This is a genomic window from Acidisoma sp. 7E03 (genome assembly GCF_054665075.1).
The window spans coordinates 48,102-71,526 of sequence record NZ_BAAFHE010000008.1 but is presented as its reverse complement, the minus strand read 5'-3'; the positions used below and the strand labels follow the sequence as shown (position 1 = coordinate 71,526).

The following is a 23,425-nucleotide window of genomic DNA, read 5'->3' as shown; positions in this document are numbered from 1 at the left end:
ATGTTCAGCGAAGCCCAGATCGACAGCGTCCTCTTCGCCCCGATCGTTCTCTACCTGCTGGTGGCGGCGGTCATCTTCGTGCCCGTCCGCTTCGTCCTCGGGCGGCTCGGCATTTTTTCACTCGTCTGGCATCCGGCGCTGTTCGAGGTCGCCCTTTACTTTCTCATAACCGGCGCCATCGTCCTGCTGGCAGCCTGACCGGAATTCCATGTCTCCGATCCTTCGCTTTCTTCGTTTTCTGGTCACCCTCGCGGTCGTCGTCGCGGCAGGCTACGTCGTCGTGCAGCTCTGGAACGTCTACATGCTGGCACCCTGGACAAGGGATGGCCGCGTCTTCGCGCAAACCGTGGTAGTCAGCCCGGAAGTCGCCGGCACCGTCGTCTCGGTGCCGCTCAAAGACAATCAGCTGGTCCACAAGGGCGACGTGCTCTTCCAGATCGACCGCAGCCGCTTTCAGATCGCGCTCGACCAGGCGCAGGCACAGCTCGACGCCGCCCAACTACAGCTGAAAAAGGCGAAGGAAGACGTCGCGCGGCGCCAGGGTCTGTCCGGCCTGATCTCGAAAGAGGACGTTGCCAACACTGCCATCGCCTCGGACGTCGCCAATGCACAGGTGAGCGGCGCCGAAGCGGCGGTCGCTCTCGCCAAGCTCAATCTCGCCCGCTCCACGCTCTATGCCCCCGTCACCGGCATCGTCACCCATCTGCGCCTGCAGGCAGGAGATTACGTGACGGCCGGCCAGCACGCGGTGACGCTCATCGATACCGGCACCTTCCAGATCCTGGCCTATTTCGAGGAGACGAAGCTCGCCAAAATCCATGTGGGCGACGCCGTCAGCATCCGCCTCATGGGCTACCCGGAGCGGCTGACCGGCCATGTCGGCAGCATCGGCCGCGGCATCGGCGACCAGAACGACACGACGAACTTCCGCGGCCTGCCCGAGATCAACCCGGTCTTCGACTGGGTGCGCCTCGCCCAGCGCATTCCGGTGGACGTGGTGATCGATCATGTACCGCCGGGCATCCTGCTCGCCTCGGGCATGACCTGCTCGGTCAATGTCGGACGCGAGGTGCCGCGGGAGAACGGCTTCACCGGCCGCGTGCAGCGCTGGCTCGAGAGCAATCTCTGAGATGACGGCGCCATCCCTGAAAGCGACGGCACTCGCCGCACCGCTCGCCGTCCTGCTCGCCGGCTGCACGGTGGGCCCGGATTTCCACGCCCCCAAGCTCGACCTGCCGGCCCAGTTCGCCGAGAAGCCCGCCACGCCCACAGAGATCGCGCTCGCCGACACGCAGCTCCAGCGCTGGTGGCAGTCCTTCGACGACCCGACGCTCGACCGGCTGGTGGAACAGGCGATCGCCGGCAATCTCGACCTGCAGGCCGCCCGGCAGCGCCTGATCCAGGCCCGCGCACAGAAAGTGGAGGCCCGCGCCGGCAGCCTGCCGCAGGTGGATTTCGGTGCGAGCTATACCCGCGCCCGTTCCAGCACGGAGCTGACTTGGCCGCCGGGCACCGGCAACTACCACTATTATCAGATCGGCTTCGACGCGAGCTGGGAACTCGACATTTTCGGCGAGAACCGGCGCGCGACGGAGGCTGCCGGCTACAATGTGGAGGCAACGCTCGCCGATCGGCGCGCGCTGCTGATAAGCCTGCTTTCGGAAGTCGCGACGGACTATGCGACGCTGCGCTCGGCGCAGGACGAGCTTGCGATCGGCGAGCAGAACGTGAAGACGGCGCAGGCCGTGCTGACCTACAGCCAGCAATTGGAGACGCAGGGCATCGGCACCACGGTGGAGGTGCTGCAGGCACGCTCCCAGTTGGAACAGACGCAATCCACCCTACCCCATCTGCGTGCGACGGTCGCCGTGATGGCGCATGCGATCGGCGTGCTCCTCGGCCGCAATCCGGGCGATCTCGAGGCGATGCTGCAGCAACCGCGACCGCTGATGGTGACGCCCGCGACGGTGCCGGACACGGTACCTTCGGTCGTCATCGCCAACCGGCCGGACGTGCACGAGGCGCTGATGCAATATGCCGCCGCCAATGCCCGGATTGGCGTGGCGGTTGCGGCCGAACTACCTCATTTCGCCATTCCGCTGACCCTGACGCCGCAATCGAGCGCCATCGAGACGCTGTTTCAGGGCGCCGCCGTCACCTTCACGGCGGCGATACAGGGAACGCAGCATCTCTACGCCGGCGGCAGGCTGAACGCGCGCATCAAGGAAGCCCGCGCCGTCGCCGAGGAAGCGCGGCTCAACTATCAGTCGACGGTGCTTGCCGCCCTGCAGCAGGTGGAGGACGCGCTGGTGCGTATCCAGACCGAGCGGCAGACGCATGAGTCCCTCGTCGCCTCCGTCAGCGACGCGCAGAAGGCGCTTGATCAGTCGACCCGGCTCTATCACGCCGGCTTGACGGACTTCCTGACGGTGCTGACCAACGAGCGTACGGTCTTCGCCGCCCGCGACGAGGTGGCGCAGAGCGATCTCGCCCTCGTGACCGACTACATCAGCCTCTACAAGGCGCTCGGCGGCGGCTGGCAGACCGTCGTGCTCGATCCCCCCGAACCCTCAGCCGCGAAGGCAGAGTGACTATGATCCCTGAACAGACAATCGGTTTGCCGGTGTGACGGGGTTCTCGACCGCCATTCCGCAAGACGGGCTGCCCCAGCCGCAGCGCTTCTGGGCCGTCCTTGCCGTCGCCCTCGGTCTCGTCATGGCCGTGCTGGACGGCGCCATCGCCAACGTCGCTTTGCCGACGATCGCGACGGACGTGCATGTCAGCGCGCATGACAGCGTCTCGATCATCAACGCCTACCAGATCGCGGTGATGGTGCTGCTGCTGCCCATCGCGGCCCTGGGCGAGATCTACGGCTACAAGCGCGTCTTCCTCTGGGGCATCGTGCTCTTCACCTGCGCCTCCCTCGCCTGCTCCCTGTCCTCGACCCTGGACCAGCTGACCGTCGCCCGCATCTTCCAGGGCTGCGGGGCGGCAGGCCAGATGAGCGTCTCTGGCGCGCTCATCCGCTTCGCCTATCCGCGTGCCAAGCTCGGCCAGGGTCTGTCGATCAACGCCCTGACCGTTGCTGCCTCCACCGCCGCCGCGCCCTCCATCGCCTCCGCGATCCTCGCCGTCGCCCATTGGGAATGGCTCTTCGCGATCAACGTGCCGATCGGCTTCGCCTGCTTCGCCGTTGCCTGGCGCGCATTGCCGCTGAGCCACCAGTCCTCCATGCGCTACGATTTCGTCAGCGCCATCCTCTGCGCGCTGAGCCTTGGCCTCGGCATGTTCGGCATCATGGAACTGTCCCACGGGACGACCTGGGTGCAGGGCTGCGGGGAAATCGCCGTCGCCCTCTGTGCCGGCGTCGTCCTGGTGCGCCGCCAGCTCAGCCGCGCCGAGCCGCTGCTGCCACTCGACCTGCTGCGCATTCCGCTCTTCCGTCTGTCCATCATGACCTCGAGCTTCTCCTTCTGCGCCCAGCTCCTCGCCTTCATCTCCATCCCCTTCTTCGTGCAGGACGTGCTCGGCCGCAGCGAGGTCACGACGGGGTTGCTGATGACGCCCTGGCCGCTGCTGGTGATGGTGGTGGCGCCGATCGCGGGGCGTCTGTCGGATCGGTTTCCCGCCGGACTGCTGGGCGGCATCGGCCTCGGCGTCTATGCGATCGGCCTCGGCCTCACCGCCCTCCTGCCCGCGCATCCGAGCAATTGGGAGATCTGTTGGCGCCTCGCCATCTGCGGTGCCGGCTTCGGCTTGTTCCAATCCCCCAACAACCGGGCGATCATGGGGTCCGCCCCGCGCCACCGGTCGGGGGCCGCCAACGGCATGCTGGGCCTCGCGCGGCTGACGGGCCAGACCTTCGGCGCCACCTTCTGCGCCGTCGTCTTCAAGCTCTTTCCGCATCACGGGCAGATGCCGGTCGCCATGGGGCTCGCCTGCGTCTTCGCCATCATCGCCATGGGGCTGAGCCTGATGCGGCTGCGCGTGCCGGGTGCGGTGCCGGCGACCGGCACAGGCTGATCGCGCTTCTCAGGGCCTTGTGAGTTGATCGCTTGGATCGAGGTCCCAGTCTTCCGCTGCACGGACGGCGGAAGGGAGAAGCGCGATGCAGCGCTCGATGGGATTCCGAACGATCGCGATCGTCGCAGGCCTCGGCGGGTTGCTGTTTGGCTATGATACTGGCGTCATCTCCGGAGCGCTGCTCTACATCCGTCACGACTTCAATATGTCGCACGGCCTGCAGGGGCTCCTGGTGGCTGCGACCCTCGGCGCGGCCGCCATTGGTTCGGCCTTCGCGGGCTGGCTGTCCGACCGCTTCGGCCGGCGCATCATCCTGCTGATCACGGCCATCGTCTTCGCGCTCGGCGCCATGCTCTGCACCATCGCTTGGAGCCTTGGCGTGCTCTTCGCCGGGCGCTGCATCGTGGGCATCGCGATCGGCGTCGCCTCGATGCTGACGCCGCTCTACCTTTCGGAGATGGCACCGCGCGACAAGCGCGGCGGCATCGTCACGCTCAATCAGATTTTCCTGACCCTCGGCCTGTTTCTCTCCTATCTCATCGACTACGGGCTGACCTTTCTCGGGCATGGGCCAGACCGCACCTTCGGGCCGGTCTGGCGCTATATGCTCGGCATCGGCGCCATTCCCGGCCTGCTGCTTTTCGGCGGCATGATGCTGCTTCCCGAAAGCCCCCGCTGGTTGCTCGGCCACGGACAGGAGAAGGAGGCAGAGGCGGCGCTGGACCGGTTGCGGCCGGGCAGCGATCCTTCCGACGAGTTCGACCAGATGCGGCAGGACATCGGGGGAGAGTCCAAGAACCGTGCGCCTTGGAGCGCGGTCTTCAAAAGCTCCGCCCGTCGGCCTCTACTCATCGGCATGGGCCTCGCCGTCTTCCAGCAGGTCACCGGTATCAACACCGTGATCTACTTCGCGCCCACCACCTTCAAGGACAGCGGCATCGCTTCGACCACCAGCGCCATTCTGGCGACGGCAGGCGTGGGCCTCGTCAACTTCCTCTTCACGGTTCTCGCCGCCCGTATGCTCGATTCCACGGGCCGACGGAAGATGCTGCTGGTGGGGCAAGCCGGCATGTTCGGCGCGCTGCTCGCCATCGGCATCTGCTTCGCGATCGGCCTCGGCGGTGGCCAGATCGTCGCATGGCTCATCATAGCCTTCATCGCCGTCTACGTCGCTTTCTTCGCGATCGGCCTCGGCCCGGTCTTCTGGCTCATGATTGCGGAAATCTTTCCCCTGGCCATCCGCGGGCGGGGCATGAGCATGGCGACCGTGCTCAATTGGCTGTGCAACATGGTGGTGTCGCTCACCTTCCTCGACCTCACCCATGGCATCGGGCGCAGCGGCACCTTCTTTCTCTATGCCGGGCTGACGGCGCTGGCGACCGCCTTCACCTGGTATTTCGTGCCCGAGACGAAAGGGCGGTCGCTGGAGGAGATCGAGAGGGAGTTGGAAGGCGACCGCTGAACCAGACCCTGTTTCAAACAGAAAGCGTTTGTCTACTCGGGCGAATTCAAGGGGCGCCCGGCGGGCGCGCCACTGGCAGGCGCCAGCCGCGATAGAGGGCCATCAGGCGCAGAAAAACGCAGAGGGCGATTCCGGCCAGCGCGACGGCCACGGTCGGCAGGCCCGTCATGCCGCCCGCCACAACCACCAGGGCCCCGGCCAGCGCCGCAACCGCATAGATTTCGGCATGCAGCACTGTCGGGCTCTGCGCCGTCAGCACATCCCGCGCCATGCCGCCGCCGATACCGCTGATCACGCCCAGCATGGCGGCCATCGGCCCGTTGATGCCGTGGTCGAGCGCCTTCTGCGTACCTGCGACCGCGAAGACGCCGAGCCCCGCCGCGTCGAAAACCTGCACCGGATGCCTGAGCGACGCGAAAAGCCCGAAGAAGCGGAAGACCAGCCCGCCTGCGATGATGGCAAGCGCGAGGTTATGCCAGCTCGCAATGGAATCGGGCGGCACGGCGCCGATCAGTAGATCGCGCGCGGTGCCGCCGGCAACCGCTGTGACGAAGGCGAGAACGAGGACACCGAAGAGATCCATCCGCCGTTCGACACCGAGCGCCGCCCCACTGATCGCGAAGACAAAGGTGCCGATCAGGTCGAGCACATGGACGAGGAGGGTCGCGGACTCCATGTCAGGCTCGCGCCTGGGCGCCGGCATGAGGGCAGGGATGACGCACGGTAGGAAGATCCAGGTGTCGGTTCCGGGCTCTCATGTAACCGACCGCCGCTTGGCCAGGCAGGATCACGTCCGCAGGTCAGCCAGACGAGGCCAGCACCCGGACCGGCCGGTTATGACTGGGGCGCTGCCAGCAGCACGCGGTTGACGGGCTCCAGCGCCGCGAAGACCTGGCCCCAGGCGCGGCGGAATTTCTCCGGCGTCATTCCGCGCCCGGCGAAGAGCGTTTCGAGATCGGCGAGGCTACGCTCCCCGTCGATCGCCTGCAGGATGGCGGGCGCCTGCGGCGGCAGAGGCACCACGGCGCGCAACCCGTCGAAGAGGAAGGCGATGCTGCCGTCCGGCTGGATGGATTTCACTAGTTCCACGCCCGGCATTTCACGCATCACCGGCACCACATCGGGCGCCATCGGGTCCGCGCGCTCAACCGGCTCGGCCGCACGGCGGCAATAGGCGATGTGGACGCTCATGTTACCGGTGAGGGATTCGGCGAGCGCCGCGCGCGCCATCGGCTCCAGCGCCGCGGTACGGGCGCGCAGCTTGGGGTCCGGCAGCCAGGTCGCGGGGTCATAGCGCAGCGGCTCCATGAAGGCCGCGACCGCCATGCCGGCGCTGCTCAGAAGATCCGCGAAGCGCGCGACGGTAAAGGCGCGGTCCCGTGGGTTGAGCAGCAGGTCGTAGAGCCCGGCATCGCCGCCGTTGATGTGGTCGGTGAAGTTGCGATTGAAGCGCAGCCAGTTGCTTTCCGGCAGGTGGCGCATCACGCGGCGCCCAATGTCGAGCCGCGTCGATGGTGGTTCCTCCGTGGGTGCCAGCAGGGTCAGCGCCTCCTGCACCATATAGACGCCGGTGCGGCCATGGGGCGCATAGACCATCAGCCCCATGCCGCCGCCGGGAGCGAGCACGCCCTCCAGCGCGGCGAGGCCCTCTGCGGGCTCGGGCAGATGATGCAGCACGCCGCAGCAATCGATGTAGTCGAAACGGCCGAGGCCGAGGCGCGGCAGGTCGAGGATCGAACCCTCCACCCAGTCGATGTTGGTGAGCCCTCTGGCCTCCGCCCGCGCGCGGGCGATGCGCATCGCAGCCTGGGAGCGATCGAGATAGGTGACGCGGCCGCCCATGCCCCGGCGCTGAAGATGCGTCGCGAGCATGATGGTGCCGTCCCCGGTGCCGCCGCCGGCGACCAAGGCGCGGAAGGGCGCGCTCTGCGGCCGCTGCGCGCCGAAGACCCAGTAATCGATCTCACGCAGGTGTGAAGGGCTGCCGATGACGAGGCGTTTCGCCTCATCCTTCGGGTTCCGCTCCGGATAGGGATAGGCCTCGTATTGCGCGGCGAGTTGGGCGTCGGTGTCATCGCTCATGGCGCCGCTTTAGCTTGTTGCGCCTGCGCTGGCGAGACATGCAGACATTGCGGGAAGCTTCACTTGCGAAGCGGGGGGCTGGTCCCTTATGGCATCGGCCATGCGCAAGATCCTTCTCTCCGCCTGCTTCCTGGCCGGCGCCATGAGCCCGGCCCTCGCCGCCGACGGTCCCACCTCCCTCGGGGTCTTCTCGGATTGGACGGCCGCCGAATATGCCGTCGGCAAGACCCATGTCTGCTACGCCTTCACCCGCGCGGTGGGCAGCCAGAAGACGGCCAATGCGGCGATGATCATCGTCTCCGAACGGCCGACCTCGCGCGACGAGGTGGTGGTGAACGCAACCGGCCCCTATCCCGCGAAGAGCGAGGTCGCGGTGCAGATCGACAGCCAGCCGGCGATGTCCTTCTACACCTCGGGCAAGGGCGCCTTCGCGCGCGACGGCCGCGCTGCCGTCATCGATATGCAGAAGGGCAATGACGCCACCGCCAACTGGGATGCGAAGGACGGCAAGAAGAGCCTGAAATTCTCGCTCGCCGGTTTCACCGCCGCCTATGGTGCCATCACCAAGGCCTGCCCCGCCCAGTGAACGCGATCCCGCCCGTTAGGACTGCCGGCCCAGCGCCCGAGGATGCCGCGCGCATCCTCGCCAAGGCTGCGCTCTTCGCGCCGCCGCCGGCCCGGCTGGACGATGGGCGCCAGGATCTCGTCGGCCTGTCGCGGGAGGAGCTGACGGCGGCCATGGCCGCGATCGGCGAGCAGCCCTTCCGCGCCAAACAGCTCTGGCACTGGATCTACCACCAGGGCGAGACCGAGTTCGCCCGCATGACGACGATGGCGAAGCCGCTGCGCGAAAAACTCGCCGCGCATTTCGTGGTCGGCCGTCCGCAGGCCGCGGTCGTCCAGACCAGCACGGACGAAACGCGGAAATTCCTGTTCCGCTTCCGTGACGGCCAGGAAGCGGAGACCGTCTACATTCCCGATCCGGAGGAGGACCGCGGCGCCGTCTGCATCTCCTCCCAGGTCGGCTGCACCCTCTCCTGCTCCTTCTGCCACACCGGCACGCAGCGCCTGATGCGCAATCTCGGCTCGGCCGAGATCGTCGGCCAGTTCATGGCGGCGCGGGACAGCTATGGCGAGTGGCCGAGCCCGAAGGGCGAGACGCCCCGCCTGCTCTCCACCATCGTGCTGATGGGCATGGGCGAGCCGCTCTATAATTACGAGAACGTGGCGAAGGCCATGAAGATCGTGATGGATGGAGAGGGCATCGCGCTGTCCCGCCGCCGCATCACCCTCTCCACCAGCGGCGTCGTGCCCATGATGGACCGGGCCGGCGCGGAACTCGGCGTCAACCTCGCGGTCTCGCTGCATGCCGTGCGTGACGATCTGCGGGACGAGCTGGTGCCGCTCAACCGCAAATACCCGATCGCCGAGGTCATCGCCGCCTGCCACCGCTACCCGCCGGCTTCGAATGCGCGGCGCATCACCTTCGAATACGTCATGCTGAAGGGCGTGAACGACAGCGAGGCCGATGCGCGCGAGCTGGTGCGGCTGATCGCCGGCCTGCCCGCCAAGGTCAATCTCATCCCCTTCAACCCCTGGCCAGGCAGCAAATACGAGACGAGCAGCAACAACGCGATCCGTCGCTTCGCCAATATCGTGATGGATGCGGGCTACGCCTCTCCCGTGCGCACACCGCGCGGGCAGGACATCCTGGCCGCCTGCGGCCAGCTCAAGACCGAGACGCAGCTTGCCCGCAGGCGAGCGCCCGAGGCCCCAGAAGCCGGCGCCTGAGCGGTGCTGCATCGCGGATGATGGCGGGTCAGGACGGGCTAGAGACGATTGACGATCTGCCGGCTCTGATCGCGGAGGGCGCCACGATCATCCGGCGCGAACTCGCGCCTGCCAGCGGCCAGTGGCTGCGCCTGCCGCTGATCCCCGGCACCGAGTCTTTCTCCAACGAATGGCTGCCTGACTACCATGCGCGCCACTCCGCCTGGATCGAGCACGACGTCGCCTGTTATTCGCTGATTGGCGCACGGATTTTTGGGGAGGGCCATCTCTGGCTCGGGAATCGCCTGGTGACCGCGCCCGAAATCATGCCCATCTATGTCGCGGAGCAGCTGGCCGCCCCGGGCGGCTGGGAGGCTCTCCATGCCACCACCCGCCTGCCTGTGCGCGCCATCGATCGGCCTTGTCTGGTAGCCGTCGGCCACGGCACGAAGGTCTATGGGCATTTCGTGATGGAAATGCTGTTTCGCCTCCTCGTGGCCCGTCGCGCTTTTGCGGGAACGCGGTTGCGCTACGGCATTCTTCTGACGGCCGATAGCCCGGCCTGGCTGCTCTCCATTCTCGAAACCGCCCTCGGCATCCCGCGGGAGGACATGGTGTTCTTCGACCCCGCGACCGAGCAGGTGGCGCTGCGCCATGCCTTGGTGCCGACGCTTCTTCTGCAGGATGCGGGCTTTCACCCCTTCGCGAACCGCCTGATCGAGGATTGTCTGCGCGTCCTGAATCTGCCCGCCACTGACCGGCCGCGGCGCCTCTTCGCGGTGCGGCGCGGCTATACAAATCCGGCCGCCCCCACCCGCCTTTGCCTGAACGAGGAGCGGCTGGTGGCCATCGCCGCCGCCCGCCACGGCTTCGTGCCGGTCGCCATGGAAGAGCTGAGCTGGCCCGAGCAGGTCGGCCATTTCCACGACGCGGACAGCATCATCGGCCTCTCCGGCAGCGCGCTGCACACCGCGCTCTTCTCTCGCCCGGGCAGCCGGCTTGCCTCCCTCGGGGTGATGAACTTCACCCAGTCGGACATCGGCGGCCTGCGCCGCCAGTACAACGCTTTCATGGGGGATGGCGTGCCGGTGGAAGGGCATTTCACCGTGGACGAGACGCGGTTCGTGGCCTTCCTCGACGCCTTCTGCGCCTGGCCGGGCCGCCCGCCACCACCGGGCGAGCCGCCCTGGGCCGCACCGGTCAGGTGATGGTGTAGCCGCCGTCGATGACGAGGTTCTCGCCATTGATCATGCCGGCGGCGCGGCTGACCAGATAGAGCACGGCATGGGCGATCTCCTCCGCCTCGCCGAAGCGGCCGACCGGAATCTTGGCGCGGAAACGATCCCCACGCTCACCCACCCAGGTCATCTTGCCCATGGGCGTGTTGATGACGGTGGGCGAGATGGTGTTGCTGGTGATGCCCTTCGGCCCCCATTCGAGGGCGAGAACCTTGCTCATGCCGATGACGCCGGCCTTGCTCGCGCCATAGGCGACGTGATCGTCCAGAGCTACGAGCGCGGCCTGGGAGGCCATGCTGACGATGCGGCCATAGCCGCGGGCGATCATGTGGCGACCGACTTCGCGCGAGAAGAGGAAGGTCGCGCGCAAGTTGACGCTCATCGTCAGGTCCCAGATGTCGTTCGAAAGCTCCGCCGCCGGGGCGACGACGCCGACGCCGACGTTGTTGACGAGGATGTCGATCCGCCCCGTGCGGCCGTGAATCTCGGCCACCACCGCTTCCACTGCCGCCGCGTCTCGCACGTCCACCACGAGGCCGAAGCAGCCCTCCCCGAGCCCCTCGGCGACGGAGGCGACATCAGGGTTCGAATCGACGAGGACGACGCGGGCACCCTGTTCGGCAAGAAGCGTCGCGATGCTGAGCCCGATGCCCCGCGCGCCGCCGGTGACGAGCGCCACCTGTCCGCTCAGATCATAGGCCTGTTCAAGCGTCTTCGGCATCGCGTTTCCTCTCGCTCCCCGGTTCGGCACGCTCGTCTCGGCGGCCCCGCCGCTTATCCCATGGCCTGCGGAGCGAGGCCAGCCGCCCCGCCCTATGGCCGCCGCAGCACCACCGGTCTAACCTCGCGGCCAAGACGGAAAAGGAGGACGTGCCATGGCGGCGAGCGACATCCGGCCCAATCGCATCCGCAGCATCACGGACGCGGGCGGTTCCGTGGTCAACGGCTGGCTCGGCATTCCGGCGGTCTTCTCGGCAGAGTTGATGGCCCAAGCGGGCTGGGACAGCCTGACCGTCGACATGCAGCACGGGTTGATCGACTACGATCATCTTGCCCCGATTCTGACGGCAATCTCGACGACGGGCACGGTGCCCGTTGTGCGCGCACCCTGGCTGGAGCCGGGCATCCTGGGCAAGATCCTGGACGCAGGCGCCTATGGCGTCATCTGTCCGATGATCGAGAGCGCCGCGGACGTCGAAGCCTTCGTGGCAGCGACCAGCTATCCGCCGCGCGGCCGCAGGAGCTTCGGCCCGATCCGCGCGGGCCTCTATGGCGGCCCCGGCTATTTCGCCGGTGCCAACGAGACGATCCTGCGCTTCGCGATGATCGAAACGCCGAGCGCGCTTGCCAATCTCGACGCCATTCTGGCCGTCTCGGGGATCGATGCGGTCTATGTCGGGCCGTCCGACCTGTCGCTCGCGCTCGGTCGCACGCCCCGGCTGGATCAGGAAGATCCCGCGGTGATGGCCGCCATCGCGGAGATCGGGCGCAAGGCCCGCGCCGCCGGGAAGATCGCGGGGATCCACAACGCCCGCCCCACTTATGCCAAGCGCATGATCGCGCTCGGATACAACTTCGTCAGCGTCGGCTCGGACACGCTCTTCATCGCCGAGGGCGCGCGGGGAATGCTTGCCGAGATGCGTGGGGCAGAAACAGAAACCGCGGCCGGGGGCACCGGCCGCGGTTATTGAACTCCGTCGCCCGCGGCCAGGACCGCCGCGGGGCTCACGTCGTTGTCAGCTCGCCTTGGGATCGAGGCGATAGCCACCGGCCTCGGTGATCAACAGCTGTGAGTTGCTGGGATCGGGCTCGATCTTCTGCCGCAGACGATAGATGTGCGTCTCCAGCGTGTGGGTGGTGACGGCTGCGTTGTAGCCCCACACCTCGTTCAGGAGCACCTGGCGCGCCACCGGCTTCGCACCCGCGCGATAGAGGAATTTGAGGATTGCCGCTTCCTTCTCCGTCAGGCGGATGCGGCGGTTCTTCACCGGCTCGTGCAGCAGCTTCGTCGCCGGGCGGAAAACGTAGGGGCCGATGTTGAAGACCGCATCCTCGCTGTTCTCGAACATGCGCAGCTGGGCGCGCAGCCGGGCCATGAGTTCGGACAGACGGAACGGCTTAGACACGTAATCATTGGCGCCCGAATCGAGGCCGCGCACCACATCGGTTTCTTCCGCCGATCCGGTCAGCATGATGATCGGCAGCTTGAAGCCGCGCTCGCGCAGCTGGGTGCAATAGTCCCGGCCGTCACCGTCCGGCAGGCTGACGTCGAGGATGAGCGCATCGAAGCGCACGCCCGACTTGCCCAGGGCTTCGTCCGCCTCGGCGACCGAGCCGGCTTCGGTCGCCCGAAACTCGCCATCCATCACCAGCTGTTCGGCCAGAGTGGATCGCAGCGCCAGATCGTCATCCACGATGAGGATCGCCCGCTCATCTCCGTTCGGCTTTTCTGTCACCTTCTTCCTCTCGTCCTGCGCCACCGTATCAGACATAGACCGTCTCCAATTTCCAGGCCTGCGTTTCGAGGCCTGCCAGCGGGACGCAGCACGAAGCCGCAGCACCCGCCGACGAATTCTTACCCGGCTCGACCCCGGTCCTATTCATGTCGAGCACGATATGGGGCACCTCACGAAGTTTACTACAATCTCTTTGTGCTTTTTTCTTGACGAGAAAAAAGCCGAGCACATGGATATCGATCGCCCTGGCTGCCCCGCGCCACCGCTCTTGGCAAGCCGTTCGTCGTCCCTCAGGCGGAACGAACCTCGATACCGAGCAGCCCATTGGCCAGAACCTCCCGCAAATGCACGAGATCGAGCGCAATGCACCCTGCCGTCGGCCCTCTTTCCAGCGTCGTCAGGTGCAGAAAGATCGCCGACCCGCGCCCGGAGACCGGAGGATCGTCATTCCATCCCAATACCCCCACCACATCATACACGTGATCGTCCCGCCAAAGCGCCTCGTGCCGACCCGCATAGGGAAGACGCACGTATCGATTATACGCCTTGTCCGCCGGATCGTCGCACCACCCATCCTGCGGTGCCAGGGGCTCGATCGGCACCGCTGCGCGCGGCGGCGGCACGCGGTCCGCTCGATAGAAGACACGACGCAGCGGTAGCAGCCCGACCGGCGTCGCGCCATCACCCTCCTCCTTATCGGTCCTGATACCGCCACGACCGAAGCAGGCAGGGTATCGCTCTGATTCGAGCCGTAAAACCCCGTCGGACATCATTATTCCGTAAGTCATGAGCGGGTGGCTATACCAGGAATGTGGCAGGCTTTAGCGCGGCAGCCTTCCGAAACATGAAATTGTCCTCAGATTTTTGTTACCTTTCCCGCCGTTTGCTTGGCTATCGTCCGGCATGCATGCCGTAGAGGTACCCCAAGGGCGATGGACCATCCCGCCACCCCACGAGACACCCTCACATCCGGCGGGTGGGTGCTGCACCGGGTCATCGTGCCCGGACCCGGCTCGGACGCGCTTCTGACGACCGGTCCCGCTGCCGAGGCATCACCGGCGGGCTCTCCCCGCGGGATCCTCGCGGCCGTCGCGCACAATGCGGATACGACGGCCGAGGTCGCGACCCCGGGCGAACGTCCATCGCTCGTCGCGCTGCGTGGTCTCGCCGAAGGATATTACGGCGCCCGGCCGACGCTCGGCCCGGCACAAGCGCTGCAGCAGGCGCTGACCGCCATCAACCGCTGGATGTTCGCCTCGCGCGGCGTCGATGCAACGCGCCCCGGCCTTGCCGCCTCGCTATCCGCCGTCGTCTTCGCCGGCCGAATCGCGGCCATTCTCCAGATCGGCGGCGGCATGGTGCTGCGGATGCGGGCAGGCGAGGTCACGCATCTGACGACGCCGCAATTCTTCCGCCTCGCTGGCCAGTCCCTCCAGCTGCGCCGCGCCCTGGGCACGGACGATCGTATCCTGCTCGACTATCAGGAAGAGCCGGTGCTGCCGGGCGACCGCTATATCCTGCTGAGTGAGACGCGCAGCCCCACCAGCCTCAACGGGTCGATCGACGGACGGGCGCTGACGACGCTCTGCCGCTCCTACGAAGTCGCCGAGGTCCTGGCCGAGCGGCTCGCCGCCTTCCCCTTCCGTCCGCGCGGCGCCGGGGGAGACGGGGAAGACGCGCCGCCAAGTCGCTCGATCATCGTGCTCGACGTCGAGAGCCTGCCGGAGCCGACGGTTGCCGCCTCCGAGGCGATGCTGGCCGACCTGCCGCTGGCACCGGTGCCGCAGGAGGGCGAGGTGCTGGACGGCTATCGCATCGGCCGCACGCTGCACCGGGGCGCCTATACCCTGCTCAAACGTGCCGTCGATCTCCGCAGCAAGGAGGCGGTGGTTCTGAAATTCCCCCTTCCCGCGATGCTGGCCGACCGCGTGTTTCAGGCGGGCTTCGCGCGCGAGAGCTGGATTGGCACGGCCATTCACAGCCCGGTCGTCGGGCGCGTGCTGCCGGCGGAACCGGGCCGGCGCTCCTGCCTCTATATCGCCATGCCCGAATACCGAGGCGAGACACTGGAAAATCGCATCGCCCGCGAGCCACGCTTCGCCTTACAGGACATCGTCTCCATCGGCATCCAGCTCTGCCGGGCGGTGGAGGATCTGCGCGCCGTGCAGGTGCTGCATCGGGATCTCAAGCCCGAGAACGTCATGCTGCTGCAGGGCGGCGGCCTGCGGCTGCTCGATCTAGGCCTCGCCTATCTCGCGGGGGTGGAGGCGGATGCAGCCCAAGGCCTCGCCGGCACCATCCGCTACATGGCGCCCGAACTGCTGCGCGGGACCGCGGGCCCCGATGACCGCAGCGAGGTCTACGCCCTCGGCGTCATCCTCTACCGGCTCGCGGCCTATGGCCATTTCCCGCGGCCCGGGGCGGACATCCGCCACGCGCTCGGCCGTCAGCGGCCCGACCTGCCGCCACGGCTTGCCGATGCGATCGCGCAGGCACTCGAGCTCGACCCCACGAAGCGGCCGCAACAGGCCGCCCTCCTTGCCAAGGATCTCGCCGCCGCCCTGCGAGACCACAGCTTCGGGCGCAAGCGAAAGGGTCCTCGTCTGAACCCCTTCCGCCTGCTCAGCCCGCTCGCCTTCTGGCGCGGCCTCGCCATCCTGCTGGCCCTGGCGCTGGCGGCGACCCTTGCCCTGCATCCGCCATGATGAGGATGCATACGCCCTTCTCGCGGGATGACCCGGGCGGTGCCCCGGTGGTAAGAGGCGCCCGCCGCAAGCCGAGAGAACGCCGTTTTGCCCGAATCAGCACCATCCCTCCCGATCCACGAAGAGCCGCGGGCGCCTGCGGACCGCGCTGGCGGGCTCGCCAGCCTGGCCGGGCGGCATGGCCCGCTCGTCCGCCAGTTCCTGCAATTCGGCGTGGTCGGCACGGCGGGCTTCCTGGTCGACAACGCCTTCGTCTACACGGCGCATTTCGTCTTCGGGCTCGGCCTGATCCTGGCGGGTCTCCTCTCCTTCTTCGTGGCCGCCACCGGCAACTGGTTCCTCAACCGCATCTGGACCTTCCGGGGCGCGAGCACCGGCCGACTGCACCACGAGTGGCTGCGCTACCTCGGCACCAACGCCATCGGCTTCGTGCTCAACCGCGGCGTCTACATCGCCCTGATCGCGACCACGGCGATCTGCGTCGCGCATCCGGTGCTGGCCCTGGCGGCCGGGTCGATCGCCGGCCTCGGCGTCAACTTCGTCATGTCCCGCCGGATCGTCTTCCGGTAACCATCGCCTCGGCATGATGCGCATCCTGGCCGGCCGTCTTCCGGACGCCGCCGGCTACGATGGCGACATCTTGATCCTCTGCCTCGGCCGCGCCGCCGAAACCGAGGCCGCGATCCGCTCCGCCCTCGGCCAGACCGACCTCAGCCGGCATCTCATCCTTTTCGACCAAGGCTCCGACGCGGCGACGCTCGCCGGTTTCGGCCGGCTCATCGAGGGGCGGGAGGACGCGGTGCTGGTGACTGCGGGGGCGAATCTGGGGGTCGCCGAAGGCCGCAACCGCGCGGCCGCGCTCGGCCACGGCCGCGCGATCCTCGTGCTCGACAATGACGCGACCTTTGCGGATGCGACGGTCGCCGCCCGGGCCGTAGCCCTGCTCGATGCCGAACCCAATCTCGCCGTGCTCGGTTTTCGCATCATGAATGAGGACGGCAGCGACGAGGATCATGCCTCCTGGGGCTATCCCGAGGCTTTGCGACCGCAGGCGGCCGGCCGCTTCGCCGCCGCCACCTTCGTCGGCGCCGGCCATGCCATCCGCCGCGCCGCCTGGGACGCGGTGGGCGGTTACGACGCCACGCTCTTCTTCACCTGGGAGGAGTTCGACTTCGCCCTCCGCGCCATCGACCGAGGATGGCGGCTGATGCATGCGGGCGATCTCGCGGTCCATCACAAGCTCGCGATGGCAGCGCGCGTCGGCTGGGAAGAGACGCGCTGGTTTCTCTACCTCCGCAACCGGCTCTACATCGCCCGCAAATGGAAAACCTCGCGCTCCGCTCTTCTGCTGCGCGTGCTTGCCTATTCGTTGCGGAGCCTCCGTATCGGCTTGCTGGCGCAGGGCCTTGCGGGGATGCGGGCCGGGTTGCGCCTGCCGCTGCCCGAGCCGGCACGGCCCTTGTCGGTCGCCGCGCAGGATTATCTGCGTATAACCGATACGATATGGCGGGGCGGCCCCTTCGCGCGTCTGCGGCGCGAGGTCTGGGTCGCCTTGCCATCGTCCCGCCGGAAACATTCCGGACATAGCGTTGTTACAAAGCGACCTTAAGGCGGGGCCAGCGCCCTGACTGGGGCCATGTCCTTCGACCACAGGGGATTGCGTGATCCGTCGCCTTTTCTGCCGTCTCGCCCTGGGGCCCCTCGGCATCCTGCCCCTGCTGCCGCTCGCCGGCTGCGATCTCGGCCCCGACTACCATAAGCCGGCCTCCGCCGTGCCGGCCGCCTTCACCTCCCCCGGTGCCACGACCGCCAGTGGCACCGACACCCGCGGCCCGGCGCCGATCTGGCCGACGACGCGGTGGTGGGAAGGCTATGGCTCGGCTGACCTCAACCAGCTCGAGCAGGAGGCGATCGCCCATAACTACACGGTGCAGGGCGCGATCGCGGCGGTGGAAGCGGCGGATGCCGCCGTCCGCGTCGCGGGTGGGGCGCTGCTGCCGAGCGTCAGCGGCTCGCCCGGCGTGAGCTGGAGCCAGGTGAACGCCGGCGGCACCAGCAGCAGCGGCAGCCTGGTCGCCAACAACAACGGCACGCTCACCCGGGTAGGTGCCGGCATCGTCGACACCCGCACCTATAGCGCGACCCTCTCCGCCTCCTACGAAGTGGATTTCTGGGGCAAGAACCGTGCGACCTTCAAAGCGGCCGAGGCCAGCGCCATGTCGGCCCGCTATGCGGCGCAGGTGACGGCGCTGACCATCGTCGCCGATGTCGCCGACACCTACTTCCAGGCCCTCGCCTATCAGGACGAGCTGGAGGTCGCCCGCCGCAATCTCGCCGCCGCTGAGCAACTGCTGCAGGTCGAGCAGGGGCGTCTCGCGGCAGGCTACGCCTCGATGCTGGACGTGGCCCAGCAGGCCGCCCTCGTCGCCGGGCAGCGTGCTAATATCCCGAACCTGGTCTCCCTCGAACGCCAGGAAGTGATCGCGCTCGGCATCCTCGTCGGCCGACCGCCGGAGGAGATCGCGATCCATCCGGGCTCCCTGACAACGCTCAGCATCCCGCCGGCGGTGCCGGGCCTGCCGCTGGAACTGCTACGCCGCCGGCCCGACGTGGCGGAGGCCGAGGCCGATCTCGTCGCCGCCGTCGCCACCACCCGCGCGGCGCGGGCGGCGCTCTTTCCATCGCTCACCCTGTCCGGCTCCATCGGCTGGGAGAACGGCGCCCTCGCCGGGCTGCTGACCCCCCAATCCCTGGTGATCAATGCGGCCGCGAGCGTCACCCAGACGCTCTTCGACAATGGCGCCCTGTCCGGCCAGGTTGCCGAAGACCGCGCCCTCGCGAAGGAGAAGGTGGCCTCTTACCAGGAAGCGGTGCTGCAGGCCTATACGGACGTCGAGACCGCACTGACCCAGCTCTACTACACCGCCCAGCAGCAGCAGCTGCAGGAAGCGGCGGTCCAGCAGGCGACGCTCGCGAGCAACGTCGCGCGCGCGCAGCTCGATGCCGGCACGGTCGACATCACCACGCTGCTCTCGGCGCAGCAGACTCAGCTGACCGACGAGAACACGCTGGTGACGGTGCAGCTCGCCCGTTTCCAGGCCTCCGTCGCGCTGATGCAGGCGCTCGGCGGCGGCTGGCAACAGACGACGCCCGCGACCGCGGCGCCGGTGCCCGCCATCAACCCCTCCCCCATTCCGTGAGCCTGACGATGACGGACGACATGACCCCGCGCCCCGCCCATATCCGGGGCCGCACCCGCCTGCGTCTCGCGGGCATCGCCCTTACCCTGGTCCTGGCCGCGCCAGCGCTTCATGGCGCGCAGGCGGCAGGCCGGCGGGACAAGACGCCCAAGGACCAGGCGACGCCGGTGACGGTCGTCACCGTCACGAAGCAGGACGTGCCGGTGGTGCTGACCGGCCTCGGCACCGTCCAGGCCTCCAACACCGTCACCATCAGCCCGATGGTCACGGGGCCGATCGTCTCCATCGACTTCACGGAAGGCCAGGAAGTGAAGAAGGGCGACATCCTGGCGCAGATCGATCCGCGCACCTATCAGGCGACGCTGGACCAGGATCGCGGTAAGCTGGCGCAGGACCAGGCGACGCTCGCCGGCGCGCTGCGCGACCTCGCGCGCTACCAGAAGCTGTCCGGCACCTCCTACATCTCGAAGCAGACGGCCGAGGACGAGGAAGCGACGGTGGCCGAGACCCGCGCCCTGATCGAACAGGACAAGGCGGCGATCGCCGAGGCCCAGACCAATCTCGACTATTGCACCATCCGCGCGCCGGTGGACGGCCGTCTCGGTGTCCGCAACGTCGACATCGGCAACATCGTCTCCGCCGGCAGCAGCACGGGCATCGTGACGCTGACCACGCTGAAGCCGATCGCTGTCGTCTTCACCCTGCCGCAGCAGAACCTGCCGCAGATCATCGACGGCGCGCGGCAGGGGCCGCTGCCCGTCTCCGTCGATCCCGAAGGTGACACCAGCGGCCCGCAAGAGACGGCGACGCTCGGCGTCATCGACAACCAGGTGAACAGCACCACCGGCACCATCGAGCTGAAGGCCTATTTCCCGAACACCGACGAGCACCTGTGGCCGGGCGGCTTCGTCACCGCGCACCTGACGGTCAAGACGCTAAAGGACGTGCTGACCGTGCCGCCGGCCGCCGTGCAGACCGGGCCGAGCCAGAGCTTCGTCTACGTTCTGCAGAAGGACGGAACCGTCAAGCAGGTGAACGTCACCGTCGGCCAGCAGGATGACAAGCGCGCCGTACTGCAAAGCGGCGTCGCCGCCGGCGATCAGGTGGTGCTGCAGGGCGCCTCGCGCCTCAGCGACGGCTCCAAGGTGACGATCATGCCGTCCGACGCCCAAGGCCAGCAGACGGCGACGACGCCCACCGGCAAGAGCGACGCTGACGCCTCGAAGAGCAAAGCGGCGAAGACCCAGTGAGCGTTTCTTCGCCTTTCATCGCGCGGCCGATCGCGACGGCGCTGCTCGCCGTCGCCGTGCTGCTGTCGGGCCTGCTCGGCTACATGGAGCTGCCCGTATCCTCCCTGCCCGAGGTCGAGTTCCCCACCATCGAGGTGACGACGCAGCTGCCGGGCGCCGGGCCGGATACGATCTCCAAGCTCATCACCGCGCCTCTCGAACGGCAGCTGGGTGAAATTCAGGGCGTGGTCGGCATGACCTCGACCAGCTCCCAGGGGCTCAGCCAGATCATTCTGCAATTCTCGCTCGACCGGAACATCGACGATGCGGCGCAGGATGTGCAGGCGGGCATCAATGCCTCCGGTGGCACATTGCCGACCTCGCTGCCCTATCCGCCGACCTATGCGAAGGTGAACCCGGCCGATACGCCGATCCTGACACTGGCGCTGACCTCCAAGACCGTACCGCTCTACACCCTGGCGGATGACGCGGTAACGCTGCTGCAGCCGAAGCTCGCGCAGATCAGCGGCATCGGCCAGGTGACGGTGCTGGGCGGCATGCGCCAGGCCTTCCGCATCCAGGCCGACCCGGCGCGCCTCGCCGCCTACAGCCTGTCGCTCGAAGACATCCGCAACGCGGTGACCGACGGCAACCAGAACGGATCCAAGGGCGGTTTCGACGGGCCGGCACAGGCGGTGACGGTCGGCGCCAATGACCAGTTGGAGACGGCGAAGGATTATTCCGACCTCGTCATCACCTATCGCAACGGCGCCCCCGTCCGGCTGCGGGACGTCGCGACCGTCGTGACCGGGATGGAGAACAACCAGACCGACGTGCGCTTCAACGGGCAGCCTGCCGTCGTGCTCTCCATCCAGCGTCAGCCGGGCGCCAATATCGTCGCGACCGCCAATCTCGTGAAGGAGGCGCTGCCGCAGCTCGAAGCCTCGCTGCCCGGCGCGGTGAAGATCCAACTCGTCAGCGACCGCACGACGACGATCCGCGCTTCCGTACGGGACGTGCAGTTCACGCTGCTGCTGTCCGTGCTGCTCGTGGTGCTCGTGATCTATCTCTTCCTGGGATCGGTGCGGGCCACCATCATCCCGGGGGTCGCCCTGCCGCTGTCGCTGATCGGCACCTTCGGGATCATGTATTTCCTCGGCTACGGGCTCGACAACCTGTCGCTGATGGCGCTGACCATCGCGACCGGCTTCGTGGTCGACGACGCGATCGTCATGATCGAGAACGTGGTGCGCTTCATCGAGGAGGGGCATCCGCCGCTGGAAGCCGCCTATCGCGGTGCGCGGCAGATCGGCTTCACCATCATCTCCCTCACCATCTCGCTCATCGCCGTCTTCATCCCCCTGCTCTTCATGACCGGCGTGGTCGGCAAGCTCTTCCACGAATTCGCGGTCACGCTGTCAGTCGCGGTGATCGTCTCCGCCGTCGTCTCCCTCACGCTGACGCCGATGATGTGCGGACGCATCCTCAAGCCCGCCGCCGCGGAACGGCCCGGCTGGCCCGCGCGCATGGCGGAAGCGGGTTTCATGCGGCTGCTCGGCCTCTATCGGGTGACGCTGCGCTGGGTGCTGCGGCGGCAGCGGCTGACGCTGCTGATTTCGGTGGCGACGCTGGTCGGCACCATCCTGCTCTACGTGATCGTGCCCAAGGGCTTCCTGCCGAGCCAGGACACCGGCTCGGTCATCGCCATCACCGAAGCCTCCCAGACCATCTCGATTCCGGCGATGGTGGCGCTGCAGGACCGCGCGGCCGCGGCCTTTCGCCACGTCCCCGGCGTGACCAACGTGGTCTCCGTCGTCGGCACGGGCACGACCAACACCACGCCCAATTCCGGCCAGATCACGGTGACCCTCGCGCCTATCGGCAGCCGCCCGAACGTGCAGTCGATCATCGCCGATCTGCGCCAGGCGGCCGCGCAGATCGCCGGCCTCACCATCTACTATCAGGCCGTGCAGGACATTCAGCTCGGCACCAGCGTAACGGCCAATGCCTATCAATACCGCCTGGCGGACACCGATCAGGCGACGCTGGACCAGTTCGTGCCGCAACTCGTGCAGAAACTCGCGACCCTGCCGGAGATCGAGCACGTCAACAGCGACCAGCAGGTCAATGGTGCCGCCGTCTCCATCCAGGTGGACCGGGCTCAGGCGGCGCGGCTCGGCGTGCCCATGCAGACCGTCGAGAACATCCTGGACGATGCCTTCGCCCAGCGGCAGATCTCGACCATCTTCGGCCAGACGAACCAGTATCGTGTCATTCTGGAAGTCGCGCCCGAGTTCATGACGAGCCCGGCCATGCTCGACCGGCTCTACTTCCCCGGCAACGTCACGAGCAGCAGCGGCGGCACCAACGCGAACAGCAACAGCGCCAACAGCACCACCTCGTCCTCCTCCTCGACATCGGTTTCCTCAGGCAGTTCCAATACTCAGACGGCGACGAGCAGCGCCTCCACCGGCACCTCTTCCTCTACCTCGGCGCAGATCCCGCTGGGCGCCTTCGCGACCGTCACACGCACCGTCTCCCCGCTGTCGATCATGCATGACGAGCAGTTTCCGGCGGCGACCATCGGCTTCGATCTCGCGCCCGGCGTCTCCCTCGGGGAAGCGATCAAGGCCATCACGCGTGCCGAGCAGGAAATCGGCATGCCGGCAACGATCACCGGCAGCTACCAGGGCAATGCTGCCGAGTTCCAAAGCTCGCTTGCCTCCGAACCCTGGCTGATCCTGGCCGCGGTCGTGGTGATCTACATCGTGCTCGGCGTGCTCTACGAAAGCATGATCCATCCGGTGACGATCCTCTCGACCCTGCCCTCCGCCGGCATCGGCGCGCTGCTCGCCCTCATCCTGACCGGCAACGATCTCTCGATCGTCGCCCTCGTCGGCGTCGTGCTGCTGATGGGCATCGTCAAGAAGAACGCCATCATGATGATCGACTTCGCGATCGAGGCGCAGCTGCACGCGCGCAAGACCCCGGCGGAAGCGATCGAGGAAGCCTGCCTGCTGCGCTTTCGCCCGATCATGATGACGACGATGGCGGCTCTTCTCGGCGCGCTGCCGCTGATGCTGGAGGGGGGCGCCGGGGCGGAGCTGCGGCAGCCGCTCGGCATCACCATCGTCGGCGGCCTGCTGCTCAGCCAGCTGCTGACGCTCTACACCACGCCGGTCATCTATCTCGCGATGGAGCGCCTGCGGCCGAGGACGCGCGCCCGCCGGGCGGCGGCCGGAACGGCGAGCTGAGCGGCC

20 protein-coding genes are annotated in these 23,425 nt (G+C 67.4%); 15 read left to right on the top strand and 5 right to left on the bottom strand.

The window, feature by feature from the left end; genetic code table 11:
• The 5 genes from ACYQ6W_RS13545 (at position 1) to ACYQ6W_RS13525 (ending at position 5,485) form a co-directional block, all read left to right on the top strand.
• The gene (locus ACYQ6W_RS13545; protein WP_459675941.1) at positions 1-198 is read left to right on the top strand and encodes a DUF1656 domain-containing protein; all 198 of its coding nucleotides are present in this window, start codon (positions 1-3) and stop codon (positions 196-198) included.
• A 10-nt stretch (positions 199-208) separates the two neighbouring features.
• Positions 209-1,129: an efflux RND transporter periplasmic adaptor subunit gene (locus ACYQ6W_RS13540; protein WP_459675940.1), complete on the top strand. Its 921-nt coding sequence runs from the start codon at positions 209-211 to the stop codon at positions 1,127-1,129.
• Between the two features lies 1 nt (position 1,130).
• A complete protein-coding gene (locus ACYQ6W_RS13535; RefSeq protein WP_459675938.1) occupies positions 1,131-2,591 on the top strand; it encodes an efflux transporter outer membrane subunit in 1,461 nt (486 codons plus the stop codon).
• Between the two features lie 34 nt (positions 2,592-2,625).
• Positions 2,626-4,023 carry an MFS transporter gene (locus ACYQ6W_RS13530; protein ID WP_459675936.1) on the top strand — a complete coding sequence of 466 codons (1,398 nt, stop codon included), beginning with the start codon at positions 2,626-2,628 and terminating at the stop codon, positions 4,021-4,023.
• A gap of 85 nt (positions 4,024-4,108) precedes the next feature.
• Positions 4,109-5,485 (top strand): sugar porter family MFS transporter, encoded by a 1,377-nt coding sequence (locus tag ACYQ6W_RS13525; protein ID WP_459675935.1) that lies wholly within the window; start codon positions 4,109-4,111, stop codon positions 5,483-5,485.
• Between the two features lie 46 nt (positions 5,486-5,531).
• On the opposite strand, the gene ACYQ6W_RS13520 is transcribed toward ACYQ6W_RS13525, so the two are convergent.
• Both ACYQ6W_RS13520 and ACYQ6W_RS13515 read right to left on the bottom strand, forming a co-directional pair.
• Entirely contained in the window at positions 5,532-6,161 is a 630-nt protein-coding gene (locus tag ACYQ6W_RS13520; protein WP_459675934.1) for a trimeric intracellular cation channel family protein, read from the bottom strand.
• A gap of 158 nt (positions 6,162-6,319) precedes the next feature.
• Positions 6,320-7,567: a class I SAM-dependent methyltransferase gene (locus ACYQ6W_RS13515; protein ID WP_459675933.1), complete on the bottom strand. Its 1,248-nt coding sequence runs from the start codon at positions 7,565-7,567 to the stop codon at positions 6,320-6,322.
• A gap of 100 nt (positions 7,568-7,667) precedes the next feature.
• Here ACYQ6W_RS13515 and ACYQ6W_RS13510 point away from each other — a divergent pair, with 100 nt between their 5' ends.
• The 3 genes from ACYQ6W_RS13510 to ACYQ6W_RS13500 are packed head-to-tail and all read left to right on the top strand — an operon-like array spanning position 7,668 to position 10,545.
• Positions 7,668-8,153, top strand: coding sequence for an invasion associated locus B family protein (locus tag ACYQ6W_RS13510; protein WP_459675932.1), 486 nt, complete (start codon positions 7,668-7,670; stop codon positions 8,151-8,153).
• Entirely contained in the window at positions 8,150-9,358 is a 1,209-nt protein-coding gene (gene rlmN, locus ACYQ6W_RS13505; protein WP_459675930.1) for a dual-specificity RNA methyltransferase RlmN, read from the top strand. The genes ACYQ6W_RS13510 and rlmN overlap by 4 nt, the downstream gene beginning before the upstream one ends.
• Positions 9,359-9,375: 17 nt before the next feature.
• Positions 9,376-10,545, top strand: coding sequence for a glycosyltransferase family 61 protein (locus ACYQ6W_RS13500; protein WP_459675929.1), 1,170 nt, complete (start codon positions 9,376-9,378; stop codon positions 10,543-10,545).
• On the opposite strand, the gene ACYQ6W_RS13495 is transcribed toward ACYQ6W_RS13500, so the two are convergent.
• On the bottom strand, positions 10,538-11,296 hold the full coding sequence (locus ACYQ6W_RS13495) for a GolD/DthD family dehydrogenase (protein WP_459675927.1): 759 nt from the start codon (positions 11,294-11,296) through the stop codon (positions 10,538-10,540). The genes ACYQ6W_RS13500 and ACYQ6W_RS13495 overlap by 8 nt on opposite strands.
• A gap of 154 nt (positions 11,297-11,450) precedes the next feature.
• Here ACYQ6W_RS13495 and ACYQ6W_RS13490 point away from each other — a divergent pair, with 154 nt between their 5' ends.
• Positions 11,451-12,266 carry an HpcH/HpaI aldolase family protein gene (locus ACYQ6W_RS13490; protein ID WP_459675926.1) on the top strand — a complete coding sequence of 272 codons (816 nt, stop codon included), beginning with the start codon at positions 11,451-11,453 and terminating at the stop codon, positions 12,264-12,266.
• Between the two features lie 45 nt (positions 12,267-12,311).
• Here the strand turns inward: ACYQ6W_RS13490 and ACYQ6W_RS13485 are convergent, their stop codons facing one another.
• Both ACYQ6W_RS13485 and ACYQ6W_RS13480 read right to left on the bottom strand, forming a co-directional pair.
• Entirely contained in the window at positions 12,312-13,067 is a 756-nt protein-coding gene (locus ACYQ6W_RS13485) for a response regulator transcription factor (protein WP_459675925.1), read from the bottom strand.
• Between the two features lie 254 nt (positions 13,068-13,321).
• Complete coding sequence (locus tag ACYQ6W_RS13480) at positions 13,322-13,801, bottom strand: L,D-transpeptidase family protein (RefSeq protein WP_459675923.1); 480 nt, start codon at positions 13,799-13,801, stop codon at positions 13,322-13,324.
• Between the two features lie 162 nt (positions 13,802-13,963).
• Between ACYQ6W_RS13480 and ACYQ6W_RS13475 the strand changes: the two genes are divergently transcribed.
• The 6 genes from ACYQ6W_RS13475 to ACYQ6W_RS13450 all read left to right on the top strand — a co-directional run bounded on the left by ACYQ6W_RS13475 (position 13,964) and on the right by ACYQ6W_RS13450 (position 23,419).
• On the top strand, positions 13,964-15,736 hold the full coding sequence (locus tag ACYQ6W_RS13475) for a protein kinase domain-containing protein (protein WP_459675922.1): 1,773 nt from the start codon (positions 13,964-13,966) through the stop codon (positions 15,734-15,736).
• Between the two features lie 87 nt (positions 15,737-15,823).
• Entirely contained in the window at positions 15,824-16,306 is a 483-nt protein-coding gene (locus ACYQ6W_RS13470) for a GtrA family protein (RefSeq protein ID WP_459675921.1), read from the top strand.
• Positions 16,307-16,319: 13 nt separating this feature from the next.
• On the top strand, positions 16,320-17,345 hold the full coding sequence (locus ACYQ6W_RS13465) for a glycosyltransferase family 2 protein (RefSeq protein ID WP_459675919.1): 1,026 nt from the start codon (positions 16,320-16,322) through the stop codon (positions 17,343-17,345).
• 52 nt (positions 17,346-17,397) lie between these two features.
• Positions 17,398-18,936 (top strand): efflux transporter outer membrane subunit, encoded by a 1,539-nt coding sequence (locus ACYQ6W_RS13460; protein ID WP_459675918.1) that lies wholly within the window; start codon positions 17,398-17,400, stop codon positions 18,934-18,936.
• Positions 18,937-18,944: 8 nt separating this feature from the next.
• Complete coding sequence (locus ACYQ6W_RS13455; protein WP_459675917.1) at positions 18,945-20,186, top strand: efflux RND transporter periplasmic adaptor subunit; 1,242 nt, start codon at positions 18,945-18,947, stop codon at positions 20,184-20,186.
• Positions 20,183-23,419, top strand: coding sequence for an efflux RND transporter permease subunit (locus ACYQ6W_RS13450; protein WP_459675916.1), 3,237 nt, complete (start codon positions 20,183-20,185; stop codon positions 23,417-23,419). The genes ACYQ6W_RS13455 and ACYQ6W_RS13450 overlap by 4 nt, the downstream gene beginning before the upstream one ends.
• The last annotated feature ends 6 nt before the right edge of the window (positions 23,420-23,425 follow it).

Bases quoted from the DNA above. Each gene is read 5' to 3' on its own strand.
- ACYQ6W_RS13545 (WP_459675941.1), top strand. From the start codon at position 1: ATGTTCAGCGAAGCCCAGATCGACAGCGTCCTCTTCGCCCCGATCGTT.
- ACYQ6W_RS13540 (WP_459675940.1), top strand. From the start codon at position 209: ATGTCTCCGATCCTTCGCTTTCTTCGTTTTCTGGTCACCCTCGCGGTC.
- ACYQ6W_RS13535 (WP_459675938.1), top strand. From the start codon at position 1,131: ATGACGGCGCCATCCCTGAAAGCGACGGCACTCGCCGCACCGCTCGCC.
- ACYQ6W_RS13525 (WP_459675935.1), top strand. From the start codon at position 4,109: ATGCAGCGCTCGATGGGATTCCGAACGATCGCGATCGTCGCAGGCCTC.
- ACYQ6W_RS13520 (WP_459675934.1), bottom strand. From the start codon at position 6,161: ATGGAGTCCGCGACCCTCCTCGTCCATGTGCTCGACCTGATCGGCACC.
- ACYQ6W_RS13515 (WP_459675933.1), bottom strand. From the start codon at position 7,567: ATGAGCGATGACACCGACGCCCAACTCGCCGCGCAATACGAGGCCTAT.
- ACYQ6W_RS13510 (WP_459675932.1), top strand. From the start codon at position 7,668: ATGCGCAAGATCCTTCTCTCCGCCTGCTTCCTGGCCGGCGCCATGAGC.
- ACYQ6W_RS13500 (WP_459675929.1), top strand. From the start codon at position 9,376: ATGATGGCGGGTCAGGACGGGCTAGAGACGATTGACGATCTGCCGGCT.
- ACYQ6W_RS13495 (WP_459675927.1), bottom strand. From the start codon at position 11,296: ATGCCGAAGACGCTTGAACAGGCCTATGATCTGAGCGGACAGGTGGCG.
- ACYQ6W_RS13490 (WP_459675926.1), top strand. From the start codon at position 11,451: ATGGCGGCGAGCGACATCCGGCCCAATCGCATCCGCAGCATCACGGAC.
- ACYQ6W_RS13485 (WP_459675925.1), bottom strand. From the start codon at position 13,067: ATGTCTGATACGGTGGCGCAGGACGAGAGGAAGAAGGTGACAGAAAAG.
- ACYQ6W_RS13480 (WP_459675923.1), bottom strand. From the start codon at position 13,801: ATGTCCGACGGGGTTTTACGGCTCGAATCAGAGCGATACCCTGCCTGC.
- ACYQ6W_RS13475 (WP_459675922.1), top strand. From the start codon at position 13,964: ATGGACCATCCCGCCACCCCACGAGACACCCTCACATCCGGCGGGTGG.
- ACYQ6W_RS13465 (WP_459675919.1), top strand. From the start codon at position 16,320: ATGATGCGCATCCTGGCCGGCCGTCTTCCGGACGCCGCCGGCTACGAT.
- ACYQ6W_RS13455 (WP_459675917.1), top strand. From the start codon at position 18,945: ATGACGGACGACATGACCCCGCGCCCCGCCCATATCCGGGGCCGCACC.